The following is a 20,699-nucleotide window of genomic DNA, read 5'->3' as shown; positions in this document are numbered from 1 at the left end:
GAATTATAGACAAACTCTAGCCAGATAATCAGTGAGCTAAAGTGCAGCTGATTTTTGCCCGGCTTCCTATGTGATCTGTTCACATAATAACACGGCCATGGGCTTAACTGGACAATAGCGCCTTCGCTGTCTATTATGCAGGTCCTGATTATGAAGAAGAAAAATTAGGCCTTCCTTATCTTTCGGTTACAAAATAGCGATGGCTGATGTTTATACGGCATGGGTATTAATATGGATCATTCGAACCAGTTTAAACAATTCAACATCGCTCACCAACACAAAAACCGGCTTCGCATTATTGCTCATTGCCTGATTAAAGACGGCGAACGCGCATTGATTCTGCGCATCCTGTTACTCAAACGCGAAGCGATCAAAGACGTAAAGATTGTTCCTGACATCGGATCAGTCACCATTCGCTATGATGCGGCGCAACTTCCGACAGCGAATCTGCTGATGCTGCTTGAGGCCATCCTGACAAATGTCGGATTAAAACCCAAACAAGTTATTGATGCGCTGGGGATCAAAAAAACGGCGCTCCAGGGTTCTGCAAAAACCATCAATTTTGCGATCCAGGGCATGAGTTGTTCCTCTTGTGCTTTATATATCGAAATGATGTTAAAGCGAGACCCAAAAGTCTCTCATGCCGCCGTTAATTTCATCACTGAAACAGCCAGTGTAACCGGCACCCTATCTAAAAAGGAACTGTTCGCCCTCATCAATGCCAACGGCTATCAGGCCGTTTCGATGGACACGCTCAGTGAACGCAAGGAAATGTTCAAGCTGGAAAACCGGCATCGCCAAGAAGCCAAAAAGCAACTGATCATCGCCGGCGCATTAGGCTTGCCTATTCCGTTACTGAGCATTTTCGCCAAACGCTCCCTGCCCGTTATTTTGATTCAGGCAACACTCAGTTCAATTGTAGTGTTTTGGAGTGGCAGAGATTTTTTCAAGAATGCCGCCCGACACGCTAAACTGCGCAGCGCAGATATGGATACGCTTATAGCACTGGGTGTTGGTGCAGCCTACACGTACAGCCTGCCCAGTTTGTTCAGACGCAGCAGTCACGTCTATTTTGAAGCCGCTTCAGGCATTATCGCCTTTGTGTTACTGGGCCGGTTTCTGGAAGAAGTCGCCAAAGGCGAAGTCCTGAGAGACATTCGTAAACTGGTCAACCAACAACCACAGGAAGCAACTCTGCTAAAGGGAACTATCGAAATCCGGATTCCGGTGGAAGATATTGTAGTGGGCGACATTCTGCTGATTCGTCCCGGCGAAAAAATTCCTGCCGACGGCGAGGTTATCAAAGGCTTATCCATGGTCAATGAAGCTCCGGTGACCGGTGCCGGAGCGCCTTGCATTAAAGAGGCCGGCCATCAGGTACTGGACGGCAGTATGAACGGCAGCGGCGTTCTGCATGTGCGGGCTACGGCGACCGGAACCAACACCGTCTTATCGGGGTTGGTTCATATGGTTGATCAGGCACAAACCTCCAAATTACCGATTCAAAAAACAGTGGACAAAATTTCAGCCGTGTTCGTGCCTGCCGTTATTGTTCTCGCCGGAGTGACTTTCGGTGGCTGGTTGTTTAAGGGAGAAAAACTCGCTCATGCGCTGGCCAATGCCATATCGGTACTGCTGATTTCATGTCCCTGCGCGCTGGGCCTGGCAACGCCTGCCGCGACGATGGTCGGTACAGGCCAGGCTGCCAGAAAAGGTATCTATATCAGAAACGGGGTTGCTCTTGAAACCGCCGCTAATTTACAAATCATTATCTTTGATAAAACCGGCACGATTACAGAAGGCAAGCCGAAAATCAGCGATCTGTTAAATGTGTCGGCATGGGATGATGACACGTTAATACAACTGGCTGCCTCCGCTGAATTCAACTCTGAACATTTTTTAGCCAAAGCCATAGTCGAGTATGCTAACGGCAAGGACTTGGCTATTCTGGAATCCTCACATTTTCACAGCATTGCTGACCGGGGCATTCGCGCCACAGTAGGTGAACATGAAGTATTACTGGGTAATGAAGCCTGGTTAAATGAAAAAAATATCGACCTCGGCGCTTTAGCTTCAACAGCAAAAAGACTGAGTTTGTTGGGAAGAACGCTTGTTTTCTTGGCGATCGATAATCAACCTTGCGCCCTATTCGCCTTTATAGATCCTATTCGACCCCATGCCCGGGAGGTTATCAAGCACCTGCATGATATGGGCATTCAAACCCTGATGGTAACCGGGGATACGGAACAGGCCGCCAATCAGATTGCCGGACAGGTCGGCATTACCACGGTCATTGCTGACGCCAGTCCGGCCAGAAAACTGAAAATAATTCGCGATTTTCAGAATCAGGGCAAGCGCGTTGCGATGGTTGGCGACGGAATCAATGATGCGCCTGCTCTTGCTGCCGCCGACGTGGGCATGTCAATTGGCAAAGCCACGGGTATTGCGATTGAAACCTCCGACCTGATTCTGATTAACGGTGATATCGCTCAAGTCGCTGAATCAATAGAATTAAGCCGCAGAACATTGGCTGTCATCAAACAAAATCTCTTCTGGGCCTTCAGCTATAACGCTCTGGCTATTCCGGTTGCAATGGCCGGGCGGCTCAATCCGCTGATAGCATCTGGCGCGATGGCTTTAAGCTCGGTTTCGGTAATAGCCAATTCACTGCGACTGAAAGACAAATAGACACTTAAAAGCATTTAATGTGTCTGAATTTAACTTCTTTATGTTTTAAACCTTGTGCAATAAAGTCTTAGCCAGCAGGGCAGATTGTTTCTCTGTGCATAATCCGCCTCTTTACCCGCCCTAATAGCAAGCTACTGTGGTTATGACTTTATGAAAATATCTGCTAGTTGAGGCGATACCTGACTAATAAAGTATCGCCCATTCACGGCATGACTAAAGTCTAACCCGCCTAAAAGGATGGCTGCTATGCATAACTCTAAAATCACGATTGACGGCAATGAAGCGGCGGCCCATGTCGCTTATTTAACCAACGAAGTCATTGCCATTTACCCCATTACTCCCGCATCACCCATGGGCGAATTGGCCGACAAATGGGCATCAGAAAATCGCAAAAACATCTGGGGCACGACACCCAGTGTCATAGAAATGCAAAGCGAAGGCGGTGCTGCCGGTGCCATACACGGCGCATTGCAGAATGGCGCGCTGGCAACTACGTTTACCGCCTCCCAGGGCTTGCTGCTGATGATTCCCAACATGTATAAGATTGCCGGAGAACTCACGCCGGCCGTTTTTCATATCGCGGCGCGGTCTATAGCCAATCAGGCTTTGTCCATTTTTGGTGACCACAGCGATGTGATGTCGGCACGAGCGACAGGCTTTGCCTTCCTGGCCTCCAATTCCGTTCAGGAGGTCATGGATTTTGCATTGATTGCTCAAGCAGCGACACTTAAAGCCCGCATTCCTATCCTCCATTTCTTTGACGGATTTAGAACTTCGCACGAGGTTGCCAGTATAGAGCCGGTCAGTACCGAAACCGTGCGGGCGCTAATCGATGACGATCTTGTTCAGGCACACCGCCTGCGGGCATTATCGCCGGAACATCCGGTGTTACGCGGCAGCACACAAAATCCTGATGTGTTTTTTCAGGCGAGGGAGACGGTGACGCCTTTCTATCAAGCCATGCCGGGTATCGTTCAAGAAATCATGGATCGCTTCGGAGCATTAACCGGTCGTCACTATCATATTTTTGACTATACCGGCCCTGCAGATGCGAACAAAGTTATCATTCTCATGGGCTCAGGCGCAGAAACTGTTGAAGAAACGCTAAATCACCTGAACGACAGCGGCGAAAAAAACGGGCTGTTGAAAGTCCGGCTGTATCGGCCATTTTGCCCTGAAACCCTTCTGGCTGCCCTTCCTGAAACTGTTCGCAGCATCGCGGTTTTGGATAGAACCAAGGAACCCGGGGCCGATGGAGAGCCCCTGTATAAAGATGTAATCACCGCTTTGGCGCAGGATCAGATGAGCGATCATCCGCGTTTTAGCCGCCTGCCCCGGGTCATCGGCGGCCGCTACGGCTTGTCATCCAAAGAACTTACGCCGGGCATGGTCAAAGCAATTTATGATGAATTGAACCAGGCTCAGCCCAAACAACCGTTCACGATCGGTATCATCGATGATATCAGTCATACCAGCCTGTCCTGGGACTCCTCATTTAGAAGCGAAGCCTCCAAACGAACGTTCAGTGCCATTTTTTATGGCTTAGGCAGTGACGGCACGGTCAGCGCGAATAAAAATTCAATTAAAATTATCGGCGATAAAACCCAAGGCTACGCTCAAGGTTATTTTGTCTACGATTCCAAAAAAGCCGGCGCGGTGACTGTTTCACATTTGCGCTTTGGCAGCGAAAAGATTCGCTCCAGTTATCTGATTGAAGATCACGAAGCCCGCTTTGTCGCCTGTCATCAGCCCGTTTTTCTTGAACGTTACCCGATGCTGGATAAAGCCGCTTTTGGCAGTGTTTTTTTGCTAAACACCGCTTTACCGGTTGATGAAGTGTGGTCTTCATTGCCTCGTTCCATGCAAACCACGCTGATAGGAAAGCAAATCGAGTTTTATGTGATCGATGCTTATGCCATCGCTCAATCCTGCGGCATGGGCCGCTTGATCAATACCGTTATGCAAAGCTGTTTTTTTGCCTTGGTCAGTATTATTCCTAAAACTGAAGCGATTGACGCAATCAAGAATGCGGTGCAAAAAACCTATGCAAAAGCCGGAAAACGGATTCTGGATGCCAATTTAAAAGCCATTGATGCAGCAGTGGCCGGACTCCACAAAGTAGCCGTTCCGGCTCAAGTGACTAGCACTCATGAAATACCGCATTCTGTCTCGGACGATGCGCCGTCTTTCATACGTGAAGTTACCGGCGAAATCATGTCCGGTCGGGGTGACGCCATTCCGGTCAGCCGCTTATCCGCTGACGGCACATTTCCTACCGGCACATCCCGCCTGGATAAACGCAATCTGGCATTGCAGATTCCGGTTTGGGAGCCGGATATTTGTACGCAATGCGGCAAGTGTGTCTTCGTTTGCCCTCATTCGGTGATCCGCAGCAAATTATTTACCGATGACAGCGTTGCCAATGCACCCGAGACGTTCAAGCATGTTCCGTTGCTAAGCAAAGCATTTGGCAACGGCCTTCAGATCAGTTATCAGGTCTCTCCTGAAGACTGTACCGGGTGTAATCTTTGCGTTGAAGTCTGCCCGATTCGCGACCGGGAAAATCCCGCTCGCAAAGCCTTGAATATGGCAGCCCAACCGCCCTTGCGTGAACAGGAAAGCATCAACTGGGATTTTTTCGAGCAGTTGCCCGAATACGCCCGTGCCGGATTGCATCACAACAAAATCCCTGAAGCCATGCATCTGCAACCGTTGTTTGAGTTTTCAAGTGCCTGCGTCGGCTGTGGTGAAACGCCTTATATCCGTCTCGCGACCCAGTTATTCGGCGACCGCATGGTCGTCGCCAATGCGACCGGTTGTTCATCTATTTACGGCGGCAACCTGCCGACAACGCCGTGGACAAAAAATGCACAAGGCCGGGGACCAGCCTGGTCTAACTCGCTCTTCGAAGACAACGCTGAATTTGGCTTGGGCATGCGCGTAGCCATCGATAAACAAAGAGAGTATGCGGCCGAATTACTGTTGTCATTACGCGAAATGGCCGGTTCGGAACTGGTAGATGCCACCCTCCACGCTGATCAAAATGATGAGGCGGGCATTTATGAGCAACGTGAGCGGGTCGAACAATTAAAACACAGACTGGCCGAATTACCGGGAGACCCGCCCAAATACCTGCTGAGCGTCATCGACACGTTGATTAAACGCAGTGCCTGGATCATAGGGGGCGACGGCTGGGGATACGATATCGGTTTTGGCGGTTTGGATCATGTATTCGCGGCGGGTCGCGATGTGAATATTCTGTTATTGGACACCGAAGTTTATTCCAACACCGGCGGCCAAACATCCAAATCGACACCGCGCGGCGCTATTGCAAAGTATTCTGCCGGAGGCAAAAGTACGCCGAAAAAAGATCTGGCCAGACTGGCTATAGATTATGAACAGGTCTATGTCGCGCAAGTAGCGTTTGGAGCAAAAGACACCCAGACCCTGCGCGCTTTTCTTGAAGCCGAATCCTATCCAGGCACTTCATTGATCATTGCTTACAGTCCGTGTATTGCTCATGGTGTCGACCTATCGAACAATCTGCGACAACAGGATATGGCCGTTCGCTCCGGACACTGGCCGCTGTTACGATACGACCCCCGGATCATCGACTCAGGCCGCAACCCCTTGCAATTGGACAGTCAGAAACCGTCCATTCCATTCCGGGATTATGCGATGACGGAAGCCCGGTTCAGCATGCTCAGCCGAACCCATCCGGACGAATCTGAAAAATTCATGCGCCAATCACAACAGGATGTGAATAAACGTTACCAGTATTACCGGGACTTGGCGGATAAGCGCTTTGAAAAGAAAGCCGATACCAAAGGAGAAAAATCATGAACAGCATCGATCTGAGCACCGACTATTTAGGCTTGAAACTGGCTAATCCGCTGATCGCCTCGGCTTCGCCGCTATCGCGCAGCATTGGCAGCGCCAGACAACTGGAGGACGCGGGCGCGGCGGCAATTGTCATGTATTCGTTGTTTGAGGAAGAACTGCGCCATCAAGAAGAGGAAACCGCACGCTTCATGATCCATCAAGACATTGGCTTTGGTGAAGCTGATAGTTTTCTGCCCTTTGATGACCGGTTTGAGCACGGCTTGGATCAGTACCTTAATCAGTTGAGCGCATTAAAAAAAGCGCTGGATATCCCGGTTATTGCCAGCCTCAATGGCGTCTCGCTGGATGGCTGGATTGACCACGGCAAATTACTTCAGGAAGCGGGCGCGGATGCTCTGGAGTTAAATGTCTATTATCTGAGCAGTAGCATTGAGGAATCCGGAGAAGCGATAGAATCGCGGTATGTGGAATTACTTAAAGCCTTGCGCCGGAAAGTATCCATTCCAATTGCGATGAAAATATCGCCCTATTTCAGCAGTCCGGCGCATTTTATTAGGCGACTCGATCAGGCCGGTGCTGATGGCGTGGTTTTGTTTAACCGCTTTTACCAACCCGATATCGATCTGGATACGCTACAAGTCATCTCGCAACTGCAATGGTCTCGCTCAGCGGACATTCAACTGTCATTACGCTGGGTCGCGTTATTGTATGGAAAACTCAATTTGTCCCTGGCGACAACCAGCGGCGCGCACAATGCTAACGATGTGTTGAAATTACTGCTCGCCGGAGCCGATGCCGTTCAGTTATGTTCAGTCCTGCTCGAGCACGGCCCTGCCTATCTGAGCATCATCAAAGAGGATCTGACTCGCTGGCTTGAAACGAAAGAATATGGGGCCGTATCCGAAATCAAAGGATTATTGAGCCAAAAACAGATCGCAAACCCGCAGATTTTTGAAAGGTCAAATTACATCAACCTGCTTGACGGTTACAGCCGTTCGGAAGGGGTTAGAAGCTAACTGTCAACTGAATGGATAGCCAAAGGCCGGATGTCGCTCTCTACTTTTTATCGATGGGATAAAGTGAGGAGACATTTCCCGCCGGAGAGGCTGGTGATTCTCCGGCGAATATTTTGGCCGGTCCACGCTTTTTGACCTGATCTATCCGGATTATTTTGTGCATCGGTATAAAGGAGCGATTAACGTTTTCAAACTCTGACCGCAATTTTTCCTCGGTAGGATCAATCAAAATGGAGCTTTTCTCACCAAAAACGAAATCTTCTACCGTCACGAAACCATAAATATCACTTTGATAGACATTTTTAGCGTAGATTTCATAGATCTGATCTTGATTGACAAAAACAACCTTGTATGAGTGTTTATCCGACATTTCAAAAAGTAGTTAAAAAAGGGAGTCTAACTCGACTGTTTTACACGCATTGAATACTGAGCTTTACCAGGTATCCAAAAGTGAATCCGGGGTTCATTTCATTTCCTGATTATAAAGATGCTTCAGCAACAACGTCTTTCCGGCAGGGATTGCCGGAATCCAGAGCACAAGGAGGTGTTCGGCGCTCGCCATCCCAGGCATCCGGATATCGGCAATCCCTGCCGAGATGACGATTTTTGACTGAACTGATTGATCTTTATAATCAGGCTTCATTTTGACACAGATAAATCACATGTATTGGACTGTGATCTTGCAAGATAATACCGGTCTTGAGCTGACAAAGCGAGTTTGATCATGGTCATGAAAATATAAACACCACATATGGTCAGGTCCAAAAATAAAGAAGTCATAGGTTGGTGAACAATAACTTCAGTCGCAGCCATTGGGGGGTGTTTAAGAACGTTAAGATTCAGCAATATTGAGCTTGGCTATCGGCCTCATATGAACCGAGGCTTCACGTCGAAAGTGACCGCACAAAGGCATCGATACTCAATGGATGGCGCATTTTTGACATAGGGAATGCCGCTCGCAACAACGCAGGGTTTTTCGGTTCGAACAGAATTTTGCGCCGCCGGAAAATCGCAACCGTAAATAATAGATAGCACTCGGCGTTTTGGCGCGGCGATATCGCATATCAACAATCCAAGTGTAGGTTGGCAACAGTTTTATCGTTGCCCGACATTGCTGTGTTCAATGATAAAATGCCAGTAGTAAAACCACAATTCGTTGCTACATTGAAGTATTGAAATCTCAGGCACGAAAAGCATGTGCCCGACCTACTGGGCTGCGCAGCACCGGTTAGCTCTCCGTTATGCATAAATTAGGAAAACCAAATCTTGTGACGATTCCAGACTACCAAACGCTAATGCTACCAGTATTGAAATTGGCGTCAGACGGTAAAGAACATAAATTCAGTCAGGCAGTTGAAGAACTAGCTGATAAGTTCAATCTTTCGACAGAAGAAAGAAATGAACTCCTTCCAAGTGGCAGTCAAGCCGTTTTTAACAATCGTGTAGGCTGGGCTCGTTCTTACCTAAAACAGGCAGGCTTGTTAGCGTCACCAAGACGTGGATTATTTACAATTACAAAAACAGGGAATGAATTACTCGCAACCAACCCTTCGCGCATTGATGTTTCGACTCTTGAGCAATTTCCTGAATTTATCGAATTCAAAAACCGAAAAAAGGAAAAAGGCGACCAAGATGAAGCAGGGGTAACGCCCGCCCCAGAGAAAGAATCGACATTGACGCCAGAGGATGCCCTCGCATCTGCATACAATATGCTTCGGTTAACGCTCGAATCTGAGATTCTAATCGCAGTCAAAGAATCTTCACCTTCATTCTTTGAGCGCGTAGTTGTCGATTTGCTCGTCAAAATGGGGTATGGCGGCAATCGACAAGATGCAGGAAGAGCACTTGGTAAAAGCGGTGACGGTGGAATAGATGGGATCATTAACGAAGATCGACTTGGCTTAGATGTTATTTATATACAAGCCAAACGATGGGAAGGTGTGGTTGGACGCCCAGAAATACAGAAATTCGCCGGGGCGTTACAAGGACAGCGCGCAAGAAAAGGCGTATTCATAACAACATCATCATTTACAAAAGAGGCAAGAGAATATGCCTCGGTTATTGAAACTAAAATAATTTTAATTGATGGAGGACATCTTTCAAAATTAATGGCTGAACATAATGTTGGTGTTTCAACGGTTGGTCAGTACGAAGTTAAAAAACTGGACTCTGACTATTTTGATAGCGAGTAATGCATAGCCGAAATTTTACGCAGCGCCGTAGAATGCGGTGAAGATAGGAACCGCATCCTGCAGAGCAGCTATTCAGAGTTGGCCCAAAACTATTCGCGGTAGTCATATCGCGAATCAATATAAATAAAGACGGAGAGCATGCGTTCATGTCTTGCAATCAAGCATTTTGAGTCTTACGCATAGATGCACATATTTAAATTTGATTAGCAATGACCCATCGCTATAATGGCCGAAATGACTTAATCACTTTAGGTAAGTTGCTATGACCGATGACGAATTGCGTGAAATTGTTGCTAATTTAGCGCTGTCGCAGGCCAAAACGGATGCACAGCTAGCTAAAACGGATGCTAAATTAAGCAAACTGGCCGACATGTATGGGGGCGTCGGTAATAATCAAGGTAAAGTTGCCGAAGAGTTTTATTACAACTCGCTCAAACATAAGCTGGAATTAAACGGTATTCAGTTTGATTTTATTGAGAAAAATATCACCCGAAGCAAAGGCGCCATTGAAGAGGAATACGATTTATTGCTGGTCAACGGCAAGGATGTATTTATTGTGGAAGTTAAATACCGCGTACATCCTAAAGATATCGATTGTTTATTAGGCCGTAAACTGGCTAATTTTATAAAATTATTTCCTGAATACCAGAACTATAAGATTCATTTAGCATTAGCGACTTTTGCCCTAGAAGACGATGTTAAGCAAATGGCATTAGAACAAGGCATTACCGTCTTGCAGCGTCGGGGCAATATTGTAGAAACATTGGCGGCATAAAAGCAGGTTCTGGCTCAGACCTTATATTTTCCCCGCTGTTTTACCACCATACTCCTGAAAACAAAAAAAGCCCTTCCGGGCTTTTTCTGTTTTGGCCTAACTCGGCTAAAGTCGCCTTTAGCTAGCCGAGTTTATCCAATATGGCTTGAGCCTGCTTTTTCTGTTCAGGATTTCCGTTCAGAACAACTTCGTTTGCCAGTCCCATCGCGGCTTCGGCATCACCCATATCAATATAGGCTCTTGCCAAATCAATTTTAGTTTCAAATTCATCCATATCCGTGAGATCTGAAACACCGAAATCCAGGTCTAGCGAAACAGATTCATCCTCGCTCACCTTATTCGGCTTTTTATCCTCATCGAAATCAAAGTTGAAATTAAAATCAAATTGTTCATTTTCATTCGCAACGCTATCGTCAGATAAATTTAGACCGTTTGATTCTTCCGGGCTTTCTTTCTTGCTAAAATCAGGCGTGTCGAATAAATCAAAGTCTAAGTCAGGCGGAAGTTTAACATCCACCTTTGGTTCCGGACTCTTCGCATCACTGCTATCGAGCTCTGGAATACTAAAATCAAAATCAAAACTTTCTATATCTTCCGCATAAGATGCATCATCTTTGGCTGAATCACTCTCAGATGAATCGTTAATTGCCGTAAAATCAAATTCAATTGAATTATCTTGAATCTCAGTTTTATCCTGACTTTTCTTGGCTACTGAAATCGAGTCAATCTCTTCAAATTCACTCAAGTTAAAGTCAAAATCCAGGCCCTCATCAGCATCGGTTACATTTTCAACTTTTAAGGTATCCGGTGTTTTCAAGTCTGTTTTATCGAAAACCGGCAGGTCAAAGTCAAAAGCATCGTCTTCTTTACTCTCAACCGGACTGAACGAGACATCGTCCGGCTCTATTTCAGCTAGCGCTTCTAGTTCAGAGGTAAAATCTGTGCCGAAATCAAGATCCGCTACCGTTTCATTTCTGCTTGGTGAGCCGGATGCGGGGATTCCGTTGTCGGGGCTTATTTCATTGGACATCTCATTGACTTTAGCCCAAAAATCTTGGTCTTGCTGTTTGCCGGACCGCTTTAACTCACTGACGTATTGTTCAAATGCCTCTTTGTTTTCATTGGCATAGAAAATTTCCAGCAACTTTAATTTCAGTACATTATTGTCCGGAGCATCAGAAATAGCATGGCGAATCAATTCTTCAGCTTGCTGATAACGGCCGTAAGCCAGGTAAACATCCGCCTCGGAGATTGGGTCAACTTCGTGTTGATCCGTGTCAAAAGCATCGAAATCACTGGGCGTGAATTCACTTAAAAATGAACTCTCTCCCACGGTACCTACGTCATAACTTGAGGCATCTTCTATCGAAGGCACATTAAGCTGCTCTTCAAGATCAGGCAAACTGATCTCGGATGAGGCGGCGAACATGCTATGAATTTCTTCTTCAGCCTGCGCTTGACGTTTTCTTAAAGCGTACCAGCCAACCCCGCCCAACACGCCCAATCCAAGTAGCGAGAGCAGTTCGTAATAATAGTCCGAGAAAAAGCTCGATTCAGGTTCAGGCGCCTTAACAGGGACCGGTAAAGGTTTGGGTTTAACCGGAGCCGGTTTAACAGTGGGTATAGGTTGCGGCTGAATCGGAGTTACAGGAACCACAACAACCGGTTCGATGATTTTATTCGGTTCAACAGGGACAGTTTGGAGATCTGAAGCCTTTTCCTTATTTTGTAGGGCCGCAAGCTGCTCATCCTTCAATGCCAACAGCTGCTGCATAACCGCCAATTGTTGTTCAAGCTTCTCCATTCTGACTTGCAGATCTGACTGAGCCTTGTTCTGCGCATCAGGTGCCTGGCCTGTTGCTGACGGAGAAACGCTGCCCTTGAGGCTTCCGTCCTCCTGATTGCCACTGACGACATTGTCCGTATCGGCAACGTCGGCAGCCGTTGGAGCAACCAGTTTTAACTCGTTCTCAACAGTTTCCTGCACCGGTTTTTCAACTTCAGCGCGTTGCCTGCTTAATCCGCTTTTCCATGCCTGATTATGTTTTTGAAACTCAGCAATCGCATCCTGCCTGCTCAGTTTCAATATGACGTCTTTACTGGGAATTTTAAGCCGGGTTCCGGCCGTCAACGCATTGACGTTGTCCTTAAAGAAAGCCTGGGGGTTGGCTTCAAACAACGCCATCATGACCTGCTCTACCGAAGCATCTTTAGCCCGGTTTATTTTTGATGCGACGGTCCATAAGGTATCGGAACGACCTACAGGTCCATAAACATTCGGATCGGCAGGTTTGGAAGTACGTCTTGGTCTTGGCGTGTAGTCATAACTTTCGGCTGATCTTGCAGACGGCTCAAAACGGGATTCTGGAGCGGAAAATACAGGAACTACGGGCTGTTGATAGGTTGCAGGAGGATCAACCAAAACAGTAAATTCCCGATAAATATTGCCTTTAGGCCACGTGACCTGAAGCAGGAAATCCAAAAAAGGCTCTCTCAATGCCTCGGAGGAAGTTAACCTGACAACGACAGCCCCATTAGGCTTGGTAATCAGATCAAACCTGATTTTGGAAAGAAAGCCCGCCCAAGATAAACCGGCCTCATCGAACTTGTCGGGAGAGGCCAGTCTGACTTGAATATCAGATGCATTTTCATCACCTGAAAGCTGCAGTGCAATTTCAGCGTTTAAATTCTGATTCAGAGCCGAGTGCAATTTGATCTCCCCTAACCCTAATGGGAGCGCGCTCGTAGGTGTCAGCAACGATACAAGCGCTAAAGTTCTAGTCAAATTGCGCACATTGTTCTCCTTCTATACACATTTACCACTGTCTAAACTCGGATCAGCCAAATACAGAAATAAGCTTAGCTTAGATGTAATTTTTTACCAGCTCTTCGGCTATTTGCACACTGTTCAAGGCCGCACCTTTCCTAACGTTATCCCCTACAACCCAAAGATCCAAGCCTAATGGATGCGAAATGTCTTCTCTGATGCGACCGACAAAAACATTATCATGCCCGGAAGATTCGGTTACTGCCGTGGGGTAGCCGCCATCCTTGCGCGCGTCCATTACCGTAACACCAGGCGCACGGGCCAGTAACTTTCTTGCGGTTTCCGCATCTATTTTTTTGCGCGTCTCAATATGGACCGCTTCGGAATGCCCATAGAACACAGGAACCCGGACAGCAGTAGGATTGACCTGAATGCTATCATCCTCCATGATTTTTCGCGTTTCCCAGACCATTTTCATTTCTTCTTTGGTGTAGCCATTATCCATAAACACATCAATTTGCGGCAACACGTTAAATGCAATCTGTTTAGGATAAACCGACGACTGAGCCGGCTTGCCGTTTAATAACGCAGCTGTCTGCTGAACCAATTCTTCGATGGCCTCTTTGCCCGTTCCTGAGACAGCCTGATACGTGCACACATTGATGCGATCAATGCCCACCGCGTCATAAATGGGTTTTAACGCGACCAGCATTTGAATCGTTGAGCAATTTGGGTTGGCAATGATGCCTCTGTTTTTATAATCGGCAATTCGATGAGGATTGACTTCAGGGACCACCAAAGGAATGTCATCGTCGTATCGAAACTGTGATGTGTTATCTATCACGATACAGCCGGCGGCTGCGGCTTTGGGCGCATATTCTGCCGATACCGATGCGCCGGGAGAAAATAAACCGATTTGTACTTTGGAAAAATCAAAATCGGCTAAATCCTGTACTTTTAGATAGGAGCCTTTAAAGTGGATTCGTTTTCCTTCGGAACGACTGCTGGCCAGCGCATAGACCTCACCCACCGGAAAATTGCGTTCTTCTAATATCGATAGCATCGCTTCACCGACAGCGCCTGTTGCACCTACGACTGCGACGTTATAAAGTTTTGTCATTGTTTATTTCTCGTGTGTTAATGCTGATTTAACGGCATCGCCCGTTCGGTGATGCTGATTCTTATTGTGCCTTTAGAATATCTATCTGCTATAGGCGCCCAGGAAACTAAAGCAGTGATTTCTGATCTATAAAGCGTCTGTTATGGCCTGATTTTTAACAGGCCAAGTTTTTTTCAATGCTTACAAGCTCGTTGAGCAATCTTATAAGGTATCAATCTGCAAATAACCAAGGAGCCCGTTTTGCACGCTCAACTTCATAAGCTTTGATTGAATCAGCGTGAAGCAGGGTTAAGGCTATATCATCCAGACCATTTAAAAGTCGGTATTTTCGGGCTGAATCGATCTCGAATGATATTGTATTAGCGCTTGGCGTTGTTATTGTCTGAGTTTCAAGATCAATGGTCAGTTGATAACCCTTACCCTGTTCATGAAACAAGTCATCAACGATGGCGCTATCGAGCACAATCGGCAATAGTCCATTTTTAAAGCAGTTGTTATAAAAAATATCGGCAAAACTGGTTGCGATGATCGCTCTAAAACCAAAGTCCTCGAGTGCCCAAGGAGCATGTTCCCGTGAAGATCCACAGCCGAAATTCTCACGCGTCAACAATATCTCAACACCTTGGTACTCCGGCTTGTTTAAAACAAAATCCGGATTTATAGGGCGATGAGTACAATCCATCTCTGGCTCGCCTCTATCCAGATAACGCCATTCATCGAAAAGAAAAGGCCCAAAACCTGAACGACGAATAGATTTTAAAAACTGTTTGGGAATTATCGCGTCGGTATCGACATTTGCCCGATCTAGCGGAGCCACTAATGCAGTTAGTCTGGTAAATGGTTTCATGGTTAATTACCGCTCAGTTTGCTGACATCAACGAAATGGCCTGCGATTGCTGCAGCTGCAGCCATTGCGGGACTGACCAGATGTGTTCTGCCTCCGTATCCCTGCCGGCCTTCAAAGTTTCGATTGGAAGTTGAGGCACAACGCTCGCCGGGGTCCAGTTTATCGGCATTCATCGCCAGGCACATTGAGCAACCCGGATCGCGCCATTCAAAACCAGCTTCTATAAACACCTTATCCAAGCCTTCGGCTTCAGCCTGCTGCTTGACCAGACCGGACCCAGGAACGACCATGGCCAGTTTGATATTGGCTGCAATCTTTTTCCCTTTTGCCACTTCAGCCGCTGCTCGCAAATCTTCAATACGCGAGTTTGTGCAAGATCCAATGAATATTTTATCGAGATAAATGCCGGTTATAGCCTGACCGGCTTTAAGATCCATGTATTGCAAGGCACGCAGCATGCTCTCCTTTTTGACCGGATCGGTTTCAAGGCTTGGATCAGGCACTGATGCATCAACCGGCACGACTAATTCAGGCGAGGTTCCCCAGGTCACTTGCGGCTTGATTTGCGTTGCATCCAGTTCAACCACTTTATCGAACACCGCATCGGCATCCGAATGAAGCAAACGCCACAAGCGTTCAGCCATAAACCAGTCGCTTCCTTTCGGAGCAAAAGGTCTATCGCGGTAATAGTCAATGGTAATCTCATCAACGCCGATCAAACCGGCTCGCGCACCTGCTTCAATCGCCATATTACAGACGGTCATGCGCCCTTCCATGGACAAGGCTCTGATGGCTGAACCGGCAAACTCAATGGTGTAACCGTTACCGCCTGCAGTGCCGATTTTACCGATGATTGCCAGCACGATATCTTTTGCCGTGACACCCGGTCCGACTTGACCTTCAACCTTAATCAGCAGGTTCTTGGCTTTTTTCTGCACCAGACATTGCGTTGCTAAAACATGTTCGACTTCGGAAGTTCCGATACCGAACGCCAACGCCCCCGAAGCACCGTGTGTCGAGGTATGAGAGTCACCACAGACCACGGTCATTCCGGGCAAGGTCGCCCCTTGCTCGGGCCCGACAACATGCACGATACCTTGCCTGATATCCGTCATATTAAATTCGGTTATTCCAAATTCCGTGCAATTTTGATCCAGCGTCTCAACCTGTAAGCGTGAGATCGGATCGGCAATCCCCTTATCCCTATCGGTCGTTGGTACGTTATGGTCGGCGACGGCCAGATTTCTGGATCTGCGCCAAGGCTGACGCCCTGCCAAACGAAGTCCTTCAAAGGCTTGAGGCGAAGTGACCTCATGGACCAATTGGCGATCGATATAAATCAACGCGGAACCGTCTTCGTCCGTATAAACCACATGATCGTCCCATAATTTGTCGTATAAAGTTTTACCTGGCATAGCTTTATCAATGAATTACGCCGGACTGCCGGCAATGAAGAAAAAACCGGCAAGCCGTTTAGCGGTTAAACCGGAAACAATTTAATCAGCTCAATATGGCAAATACTTTCTGAGTGATTTCATCTACGGTGCCTACTCCCTCAATGGAAGCAAACCGGTTAGAACGCTCCGGTGCCGAGTAGAAGCCCACCAAAGGCTTGGTTTGTTCATGGTAGACACTCAAACGTTTTCGAACGGTTTCTTCTTTGTCATCATCACGCTGAATCAAGGGTTCCCCTGTCACATCATCAACACCCTCATTTTTGGGCGGATTATATTCGATATGATAGGTTCGTCCGGAACCCGGGTGAACCCGTCTGCCACTCATTCGTTTGACGATGTCTTCATCTTCAACAACGATCTCTATGACCTGATCGATCACCACACCCATGCTCATTAAGCCTTCCGCCTGAGCGATGGTCCGGGGAAAACCATCCAGTAAAAAACCATTGCTACAATCGGGCAACGTAATACGTTCTTTGATAAGGCCCAAAATGATATCGTCGGAAACCAAGCCGCCCGCATCCATTACCTTTTTGGCCTCAATCCCCAGTGGGGTTCCCTCGCGCACTGCTGCACGCAGCATGTCACCGGTCGATATTTGAGGAATCTTGAATCGTTCGGTAATAAACTGGGCCTGAGTTCCCTTGCCGGAACCTGGACTGCCCAAAAGAATGATGCGCATAACTAACTCCAATGTGGTTATTATTGTATTTGGAAACGTTCAGACTGGTGTAAAGTAAAAATACCGCGTCGATACACCAGCAGAAAGTCAATAGAATTAAACACTCCATTTTATATCAGAACATCTATTAACTCTTGTAAAAATATGATTATTTCCCTATTCTTAGCCGGTTTTATAAAACTTAGGAGTAAAGTTACATGCGCGTTGCAGATTTAATGACAACTAAAGTATTCACGGTTGACCAGCATGACATGGTTGATCGCGTCTTTTTCTTGATCCATTACGAAAAAGTCAGGCATTTACCCGTGACTGAAAAAGGTAAAGTGATTGGCATTGTCTCTGATAGGGATTTATACAAAGCGCTGGGGCCTAAAAGCAATTCCAAATCGATTGAACCGGTTGAAGGATCAACTTTACTCCATGTCATTCCCCAAAAAGTTCAACACATTATGCGCCGGGGCGTATTAACCGTTAACCCTGAAACCTATGCGTCAGAAGCGGCCGGAATTATGGCTGAAAACAAAGTTGGCGCATTACCAGTGGTTGACCAGAATCATAAATTAGTCGGCATTGTCTCGGCCACCGATATTCTGAGGGTTTTTGCAAAGATTCAAAAAGCCAATGAAGCACGAGAAGAACGTATCTCTGACGGCGTCAGCCATACTTAAGCTTTAAAACAAAAAGCCCTTCGGGGCTTTTTTATTTATCTTTAAAAATAAAAATACGTGTCGCCTGAAGAAATAACCGAACAGACCCGGTATTGGCTGGAAACCGTCGTCATCGACTTAAATCTGTGCCCTTTCGCGCGTAAAGTTCATGAACAAAAGCGTATCCGTTACAGCATCTGCTTTGAGCTTAATACCGCATATTGCCTGGACCTGCTGCTTGATGAGTTTAAACGACTGGATAAAAACCCCGATATCGCAACAACTTTGTTGATTTATGCCGAGGCTTTCTCTGAATTCGATGACTATCTGGAACTACTTGGATTAGCCGAGGACTTGCTGCTCGATAACGGTTATGAAGGCATTTATCAGCTGGCAAGCTTTCATCCTGATTACCGGTTTGATAGTTGTGATGACAGCGACCCCGCCAACTTCACTAACCGGTCACCTTATCCCATGCTGCACCTGCTGAGAGAGAGCGACCTGGAAATGGCGATAGCGCAACACCCTGATGCGAGCTTAATCCCCGAAAACAATATAGCTTTGACCAGAAAATTAGGTTTGGAGCAAATGCAAAAACGTCTCGCAGCCTGTTACACGAAAAATAATAACGCTTAAAAATAAAAAGCCCGCCCTTGTATTCAAGGGCGGGCTTTTTAGTCACACGTGGAATCTTTTCTTATCAGCGAATTTTATTAAGCAGCAACAGCCGTTTTACGTGCACGGGCAAAGCCTAACAATCCCAATAACCCCGTACCCATGAACCAAACAGCTGCTGGAACAGGAACAGGCGCGCCTTCAAAAGTAGAGAACGAGGCAATATCTTTTGAACTACCATTGCCATTGAGTCCAACTGTCTGAGCTCTGATTCCGAATACAGTTTCAGAAAAAGCTGCGTCTAAAGCATTACCCAAGCTGGCGATGGTAAAACTGGTTTGAGTGATAAAATCAAAACCCGAGCCTGATCTGCCAATAGTCAACAGTACATCAGGCGTGCCACCGGAAAACAAATTAGCGCCTGAACCATTGAAATTGTTGCCACCTTGATTATTCAAAGTATTAAAACCGATTTTGGTAATATCGCTACCTTTTATATTTAAATTTTTGTCTGTGAACTCATAATTCAAGTCAAATGCGATACCCAGAATGTCGCCGCTATTTGGACTGTTCTCAGCAATTTTTACATTGACAGTAAAAACATTTTCAGTCAAATCGTCAATAGTAACAACATAATTAACAAAGTCAGAACCGTATTGGTCAAAAGAATTAAATGTCACGGTGCCTGCACTTGCAGAGCCGGCACTTGCCATTAATAAGCCCGCGAGCATCGCGCTACTGGGGGTAATTTTTCTCATACACTTTCTCCGACTGGTTAAAAAATCAAAAACAACTTACTTACTGCCCGCTAGTATAAACTAAATTAAATATTGTGACCAATATCACATAATGGACAAATTTCTTTATAACCATGCAACAAAAGAATTCCGTTCATTCTCCGTCAACAAGAGCTTTTTGTGGATGCTGCCGTAAAGTCAGCATCTATGAGTCAACAGCGTTTCTCGCCAAACGTTTAGCCAAAAATATCGAACAGCATCAGTAAAACTTAAAAACTTTCATAACAAGATAGCTTTACAATAGCCACGTCAATTCCGGTTTTCAAACACATTGAACTAAAAAAGACCTTAACTAGCCATGAATACAATTGAGATAGAACAGATAAAGACTTATCTTCTAAACCTGCAAGACCGTATCTGCAGCGCGTTGGAAACTCAAGAACCCGGCACAGGTTTCACCGAAGATAGCTGGGTCCGGCCGGAAGGTGGCGGCGGAAGAACGCGCGTGCTGACCGACGGAAAAGTTATCGAACAGGGCGGCGTCAACTTTTCTCATGTTTACGGCGCTCATCTACCTCCTTCTGCCACAGCAGCCCGTCCGGAACTGGCCAACCGGCAATTTCAGGCCATGGGCGTTTCGTTAGTCATTCATCCGCTCAACCCGTTCGTTCCCACATCCCACGCAAACGTCAGATTTTTTGTTGCCGAAAAAGCCGGTGAAGATCCTATCTGGTGGTTTGGTGGCGGCTTTGACCTGACACCTTTTTATCCGGTCGAAGAGGATGTCATTCACTGGCACCGGACCGCACAAGCCGCTTGCGCACCTTTTGGCAAGGATGTTTACTCAAACTATAAAACCTGGTGTGACAACTATTTCTATTTAAAGCACAGAAACGAAACCCGTGGCGTGGGGGGGCTATTCTTCGATGATTTAAATGAATGGGGCTTTGAGCGCAGTTTTGCCTTCATGCGAAGCGTTGCTGATCATTATATTGATGCCTATCTGCCCATTGTCGAAAAACGCAAAAATACGCCTTACGGTGAACGGGAACGGGAATTTCAACTCTATAGGCGCGGACGATATGTCGAGTTTAATCTGGTTTACGACCGCGGCACGCTGTTTGGCCTGCAGTCTGGGGGAAGAACGGAATCCATACTCATGTCGATGCCGCCTGTTGCGCATTGGAAGTACAACTGGCACCCTGAACCCGAAAGCCCCGAGTCGGTGCTTTACGACCGCTATCTTAAGCCGCAAGCCTGGCTGGATTAACCTGTTACCTATTTTTGATAGTACTCTGAGCGCTGAATGAAAA

Annotated in this window: 16 protein-coding genes; 8 read left to right on the top strand and 8 right to left on the bottom strand. The window is 46.8% G+C overall.

Going from position 1 to position 20,699, the window contains the following annotated elements; translation table 11 throughout:
- The first annotated feature begins 231 nt into the window (after positions 1–231).
- The 3 genes from Q7V32_RS00390 (at position 232) to Q7V32_RS00380 (ending at position 7,547) form a co-directional block, all read left to right on the top strand.
- Positions 232–2,688 carry a cation-translocating P-type ATPase gene (locus Q7V32_RS00390; RefSeq protein ID WP_304895012.1) on the top strand — a complete coding sequence of 819 codons (2,457 nt, stop codon included), beginning with the start codon at positions 232–234 and terminating at the stop codon, positions 2,686–2,688.
- A gap of 246 nt (positions 2,689–2,934) precedes the next feature.
- Positions 2,935–6,531, top strand: a complete 3,597-nt coding sequence (gene nifJ / locus Q7V32_RS00385) for a pyruvate:ferredoxin (flavodoxin) oxidoreductase (protein WP_304895011.1) — start codon at positions 2,935–2,937, stop codon at positions 6,529–6,531.
- Positions 6,528–7,547 carry a dihydroorotate dehydrogenase-like protein gene (locus Q7V32_RS00380; protein WP_304895010.1) on the top strand — a complete coding sequence of 340 codons (1,020 nt, stop codon included), beginning with the start codon at positions 6,528–6,530 and terminating at the stop codon, positions 7,545–7,547. The genes nifJ and Q7V32_RS00380 overlap by 4 nt, the downstream gene beginning before the upstream one ends.
- A 40-nt stretch (positions 7,548–7,587) precedes the next feature.
- On the opposite strand, the gene Q7V32_RS00375 is transcribed toward Q7V32_RS00380, so the two are convergent.
- Positions 7,588–7,917 carry a DUF1820 family protein gene (locus tag Q7V32_RS00375; protein WP_304895009.1) on the bottom strand — a complete coding sequence of 110 codons (330 nt, stop codon included), beginning with the start codon at positions 7,915–7,917 and terminating at the stop codon, positions 7,588–7,590.
- A 93-nt stretch (positions 7,918–8,010) separates the two neighbouring features.
- Positions 8,011–8,190, bottom strand: coding sequence for a hypothetical protein (locus tag Q7V32_RS00370; RefSeq protein ID WP_304895008.1), 180 nt, complete (start codon positions 8,188–8,190; stop codon positions 8,011–8,013).
- Between the two features lie 598 nt (positions 8,191–8,788).
- Between Q7V32_RS00370 and Q7V32_RS00365 the strand changes: the two genes are divergently transcribed.
- Both Q7V32_RS00365 and Q7V32_RS00360 read left to right on the top strand, forming a co-directional pair.
- The gene (locus Q7V32_RS00365; protein ID WP_304895007.1) at positions 8,789–9,739 is read left to right on the top strand and encodes a restriction endonuclease; all 951 of its coding nucleotides are present in this window, start codon (positions 8,789–8,791) and stop codon (positions 9,737–9,739) included.
- A gap of 262 nt (positions 9,740–10,001) precedes the next feature.
- Entirely contained in the window at positions 10,002–10,514 is a 513-nt protein-coding gene (locus Q7V32_RS00360; RefSeq protein WP_304895006.1) for a hypothetical protein, read from the top strand.
- Positions 10,515–10,635: 121 nt separating this feature from the next.
- Here the strand turns inward: Q7V32_RS00360 and Q7V32_RS00355 are convergent, their stop codons facing one another.
- The 5 genes from Q7V32_RS00355 to adk form a co-directional block, all read right to left on the bottom strand.
- Positions 10,636–13,224: a FimV/HubP family polar landmark protein gene (locus Q7V32_RS00355; protein WP_304895005.1), complete on the bottom strand. Its 2,589-nt coding sequence runs from the start codon at positions 13,222–13,224 to the stop codon at positions 10,636–10,638.
- Positions 13,225–13,378: 154 nt separating this feature from the next.
- Complete coding sequence (locus Q7V32_RS00350) at positions 13,379–14,401, bottom strand: aspartate-semialdehyde dehydrogenase (RefSeq protein WP_304895004.1); 1,023 nt, start codon at positions 14,399–14,401, stop codon at positions 13,379–13,381.
- A gap of 211 nt (positions 14,402–14,612) precedes the next feature.
- Positions 14,613–15,248 (bottom strand): 3-isopropylmalate dehydratase small subunit, encoded by a 636-nt coding sequence (leuD, locus tag Q7V32_RS00345; protein WP_304895003.1) that lies wholly within the window; start codon positions 15,246–15,248, stop codon positions 14,613–14,615.
- Positions 15,249–15,250: 2 nt separating this feature from the next.
- Positions 15,251–16,663, bottom strand: a complete 1,413-nt coding sequence (gene leuC / locus Q7V32_RS00340) for a 3-isopropylmalate dehydratase large subunit (RefSeq protein WP_304895002.1) — start codon at positions 16,661–16,663, stop codon at positions 15,251–15,253.
- Positions 16,664–16,748: 85 nt separating this feature from the next.
- Positions 16,749–17,387, bottom strand: coding sequence for an adenylate kinase (adk, locus tag Q7V32_RS00335; protein WP_304895001.1), 639 nt, complete (start codon positions 17,385–17,387; stop codon positions 16,749–16,751).
- Between the two features lie 215 nt (positions 17,388–17,602).
- Between adk and Q7V32_RS00330 the strand changes: the two genes are divergently transcribed.
- Both Q7V32_RS00330 and Q7V32_RS00325 read left to right on the top strand, forming a co-directional pair.
- Positions 17,603–18,055 (top strand): CBS domain-containing protein, encoded by a 453-nt coding sequence (locus Q7V32_RS00330; RefSeq protein ID WP_304895000.1) that lies wholly within the window; start codon positions 17,603–17,605, stop codon positions 18,053–18,055.
- A gap of 57 nt (positions 18,056–18,112) precedes the next feature.
- Positions 18,113–18,670 carry a DUF1415 domain-containing protein gene (locus Q7V32_RS00325; protein ID WP_304894999.1) on the top strand — a complete coding sequence of 186 codons (558 nt, stop codon included), beginning with the start codon at positions 18,113–18,115 and terminating at the stop codon, positions 18,668–18,670.
- 77 nt (positions 18,671–18,747) lie between these two features.
- Here Q7V32_RS00325 and Q7V32_RS00320 read toward each other — a convergent pair whose 3' ends face one another.
- Positions 18,748–19,407, bottom strand: a complete 660-nt coding sequence (locus Q7V32_RS00320) for a hypothetical protein (RefSeq protein WP_304894998.1) — start codon at positions 19,405–19,407, stop codon at positions 18,748–18,750.
- A gap of 337 nt (positions 19,408–19,744) precedes the next feature.
- On the opposite strand from Q7V32_RS00320, the gene hemF reads away from it, so the two are divergent.
- Positions 19,745–20,656, top strand: coding sequence for an oxygen-dependent coproporphyrinogen oxidase (hemF, locus tag Q7V32_RS00315; protein WP_304894997.1), 912 nt, complete (start codon positions 19,745–19,747; stop codon positions 20,654–20,656).
- Positions 20,657–20,699: the final 43 nt, after the last annotated feature.

Origin of the sequence: Methylicorpusculum sp., assembly GCF_030651835.1 — a bacterium.
GTDB lineage: Bacteria > Pseudomonadota > Gammaproteobacteria > Methylococcales > Methylomonadaceae > Methylicorpusculum.
Note: the sequence above shows the minus strand (reverse complement) of the source record. Positions and strands in the feature narration are given on the sequence as shown.

Excerpts from the sequence above, each read along its gene's own strand:
- Q7V32_RS00375 (WP_304895009.1), bottom strand. The coding sequence starts at position 7,917 with ATGTCGGATAAACACTCATACAAGGTTGTTTTTGTCAATCAAGATCAG.
- Q7V32_RS00330 (WP_304895000.1), top strand. The coding sequence starts at position 17,603 with ATGACAACTAAAGTATTCACGGTTGACCAGCATGACATGGTTGATCGC.
- leuD (WP_304895003.1), bottom strand. The coding sequence starts at position 15,248 with ATGAAACCATTTACCAGACTAACTGCATTAGTGGCTCCGCTAGATCGG.
- Q7V32_RS00365 (WP_304895007.1), top strand. The coding sequence starts at position 8,789 with ATGCATAAATTAGGAAAACCAAATCTTGTGACGATTCCAGACTACCAA.
- hemF (WP_304894997.1), top strand. The coding sequence starts at position 19,745 with ATGAATACAATTGAGATAGAACAGATAAAGACTTATCTTCTAAACCTG.
- Q7V32_RS00320 (WP_304894998.1), bottom strand. The coding sequence starts at position 19,407 with ATGAGAAAAATTACCCCCAGTAGCGCGATGCTCGCGGGCTTATTAATG.
- Q7V32_RS00390 (WP_304895012.1), top strand. The coding sequence starts at position 232 with ATGGATCATTCGAACCAGTTTAAACAATTCAACATCGCTCACCAACAC.
- leuC (WP_304895002.1), bottom strand. The coding sequence starts at position 16,663 with ATGCCAGGTAAAACTTTATACGACAAATTATGGGACGATCATGTGGTT.
- Q7V32_RS00380 (WP_304895010.1), top strand. The coding sequence starts at position 6,528 with ATGAACAGCATCGATCTGAGCACCGACTATTTAGGCTTGAAACTGGCT.
- nifJ (WP_304895011.1), top strand. The coding sequence starts at position 2,935 with ATGCATAACTCTAAAATCACGATTGACGGCAATGAAGCGGCGGCCCAT.
- Q7V32_RS00350 (WP_304895004.1), bottom strand. The coding sequence starts at position 14,401 with ATGACAAAACTTTATAACGTCGCAGTCGTAGGTGCAACAGGCGCTGTC.
- Q7V32_RS00360 (WP_304895006.1), top strand. The coding sequence starts at position 10,002 with ATGACCGATGACGAATTGCGTGAAATTGTTGCTAATTTAGCGCTGTCG.
- adk (WP_304895001.1), bottom strand. The coding sequence starts at position 17,387 with ATGCGCATCATTCTTTTGGGCAGTCCAGGTTCCGGCAAGGGAACTCAG.
- Q7V32_RS00370 (WP_304895008.1), bottom strand. The coding sequence starts at position 8,190 with ATGAAGCCTGATTATAAAGATCAATCAGTTCAGTCAAAAATCGTCATC.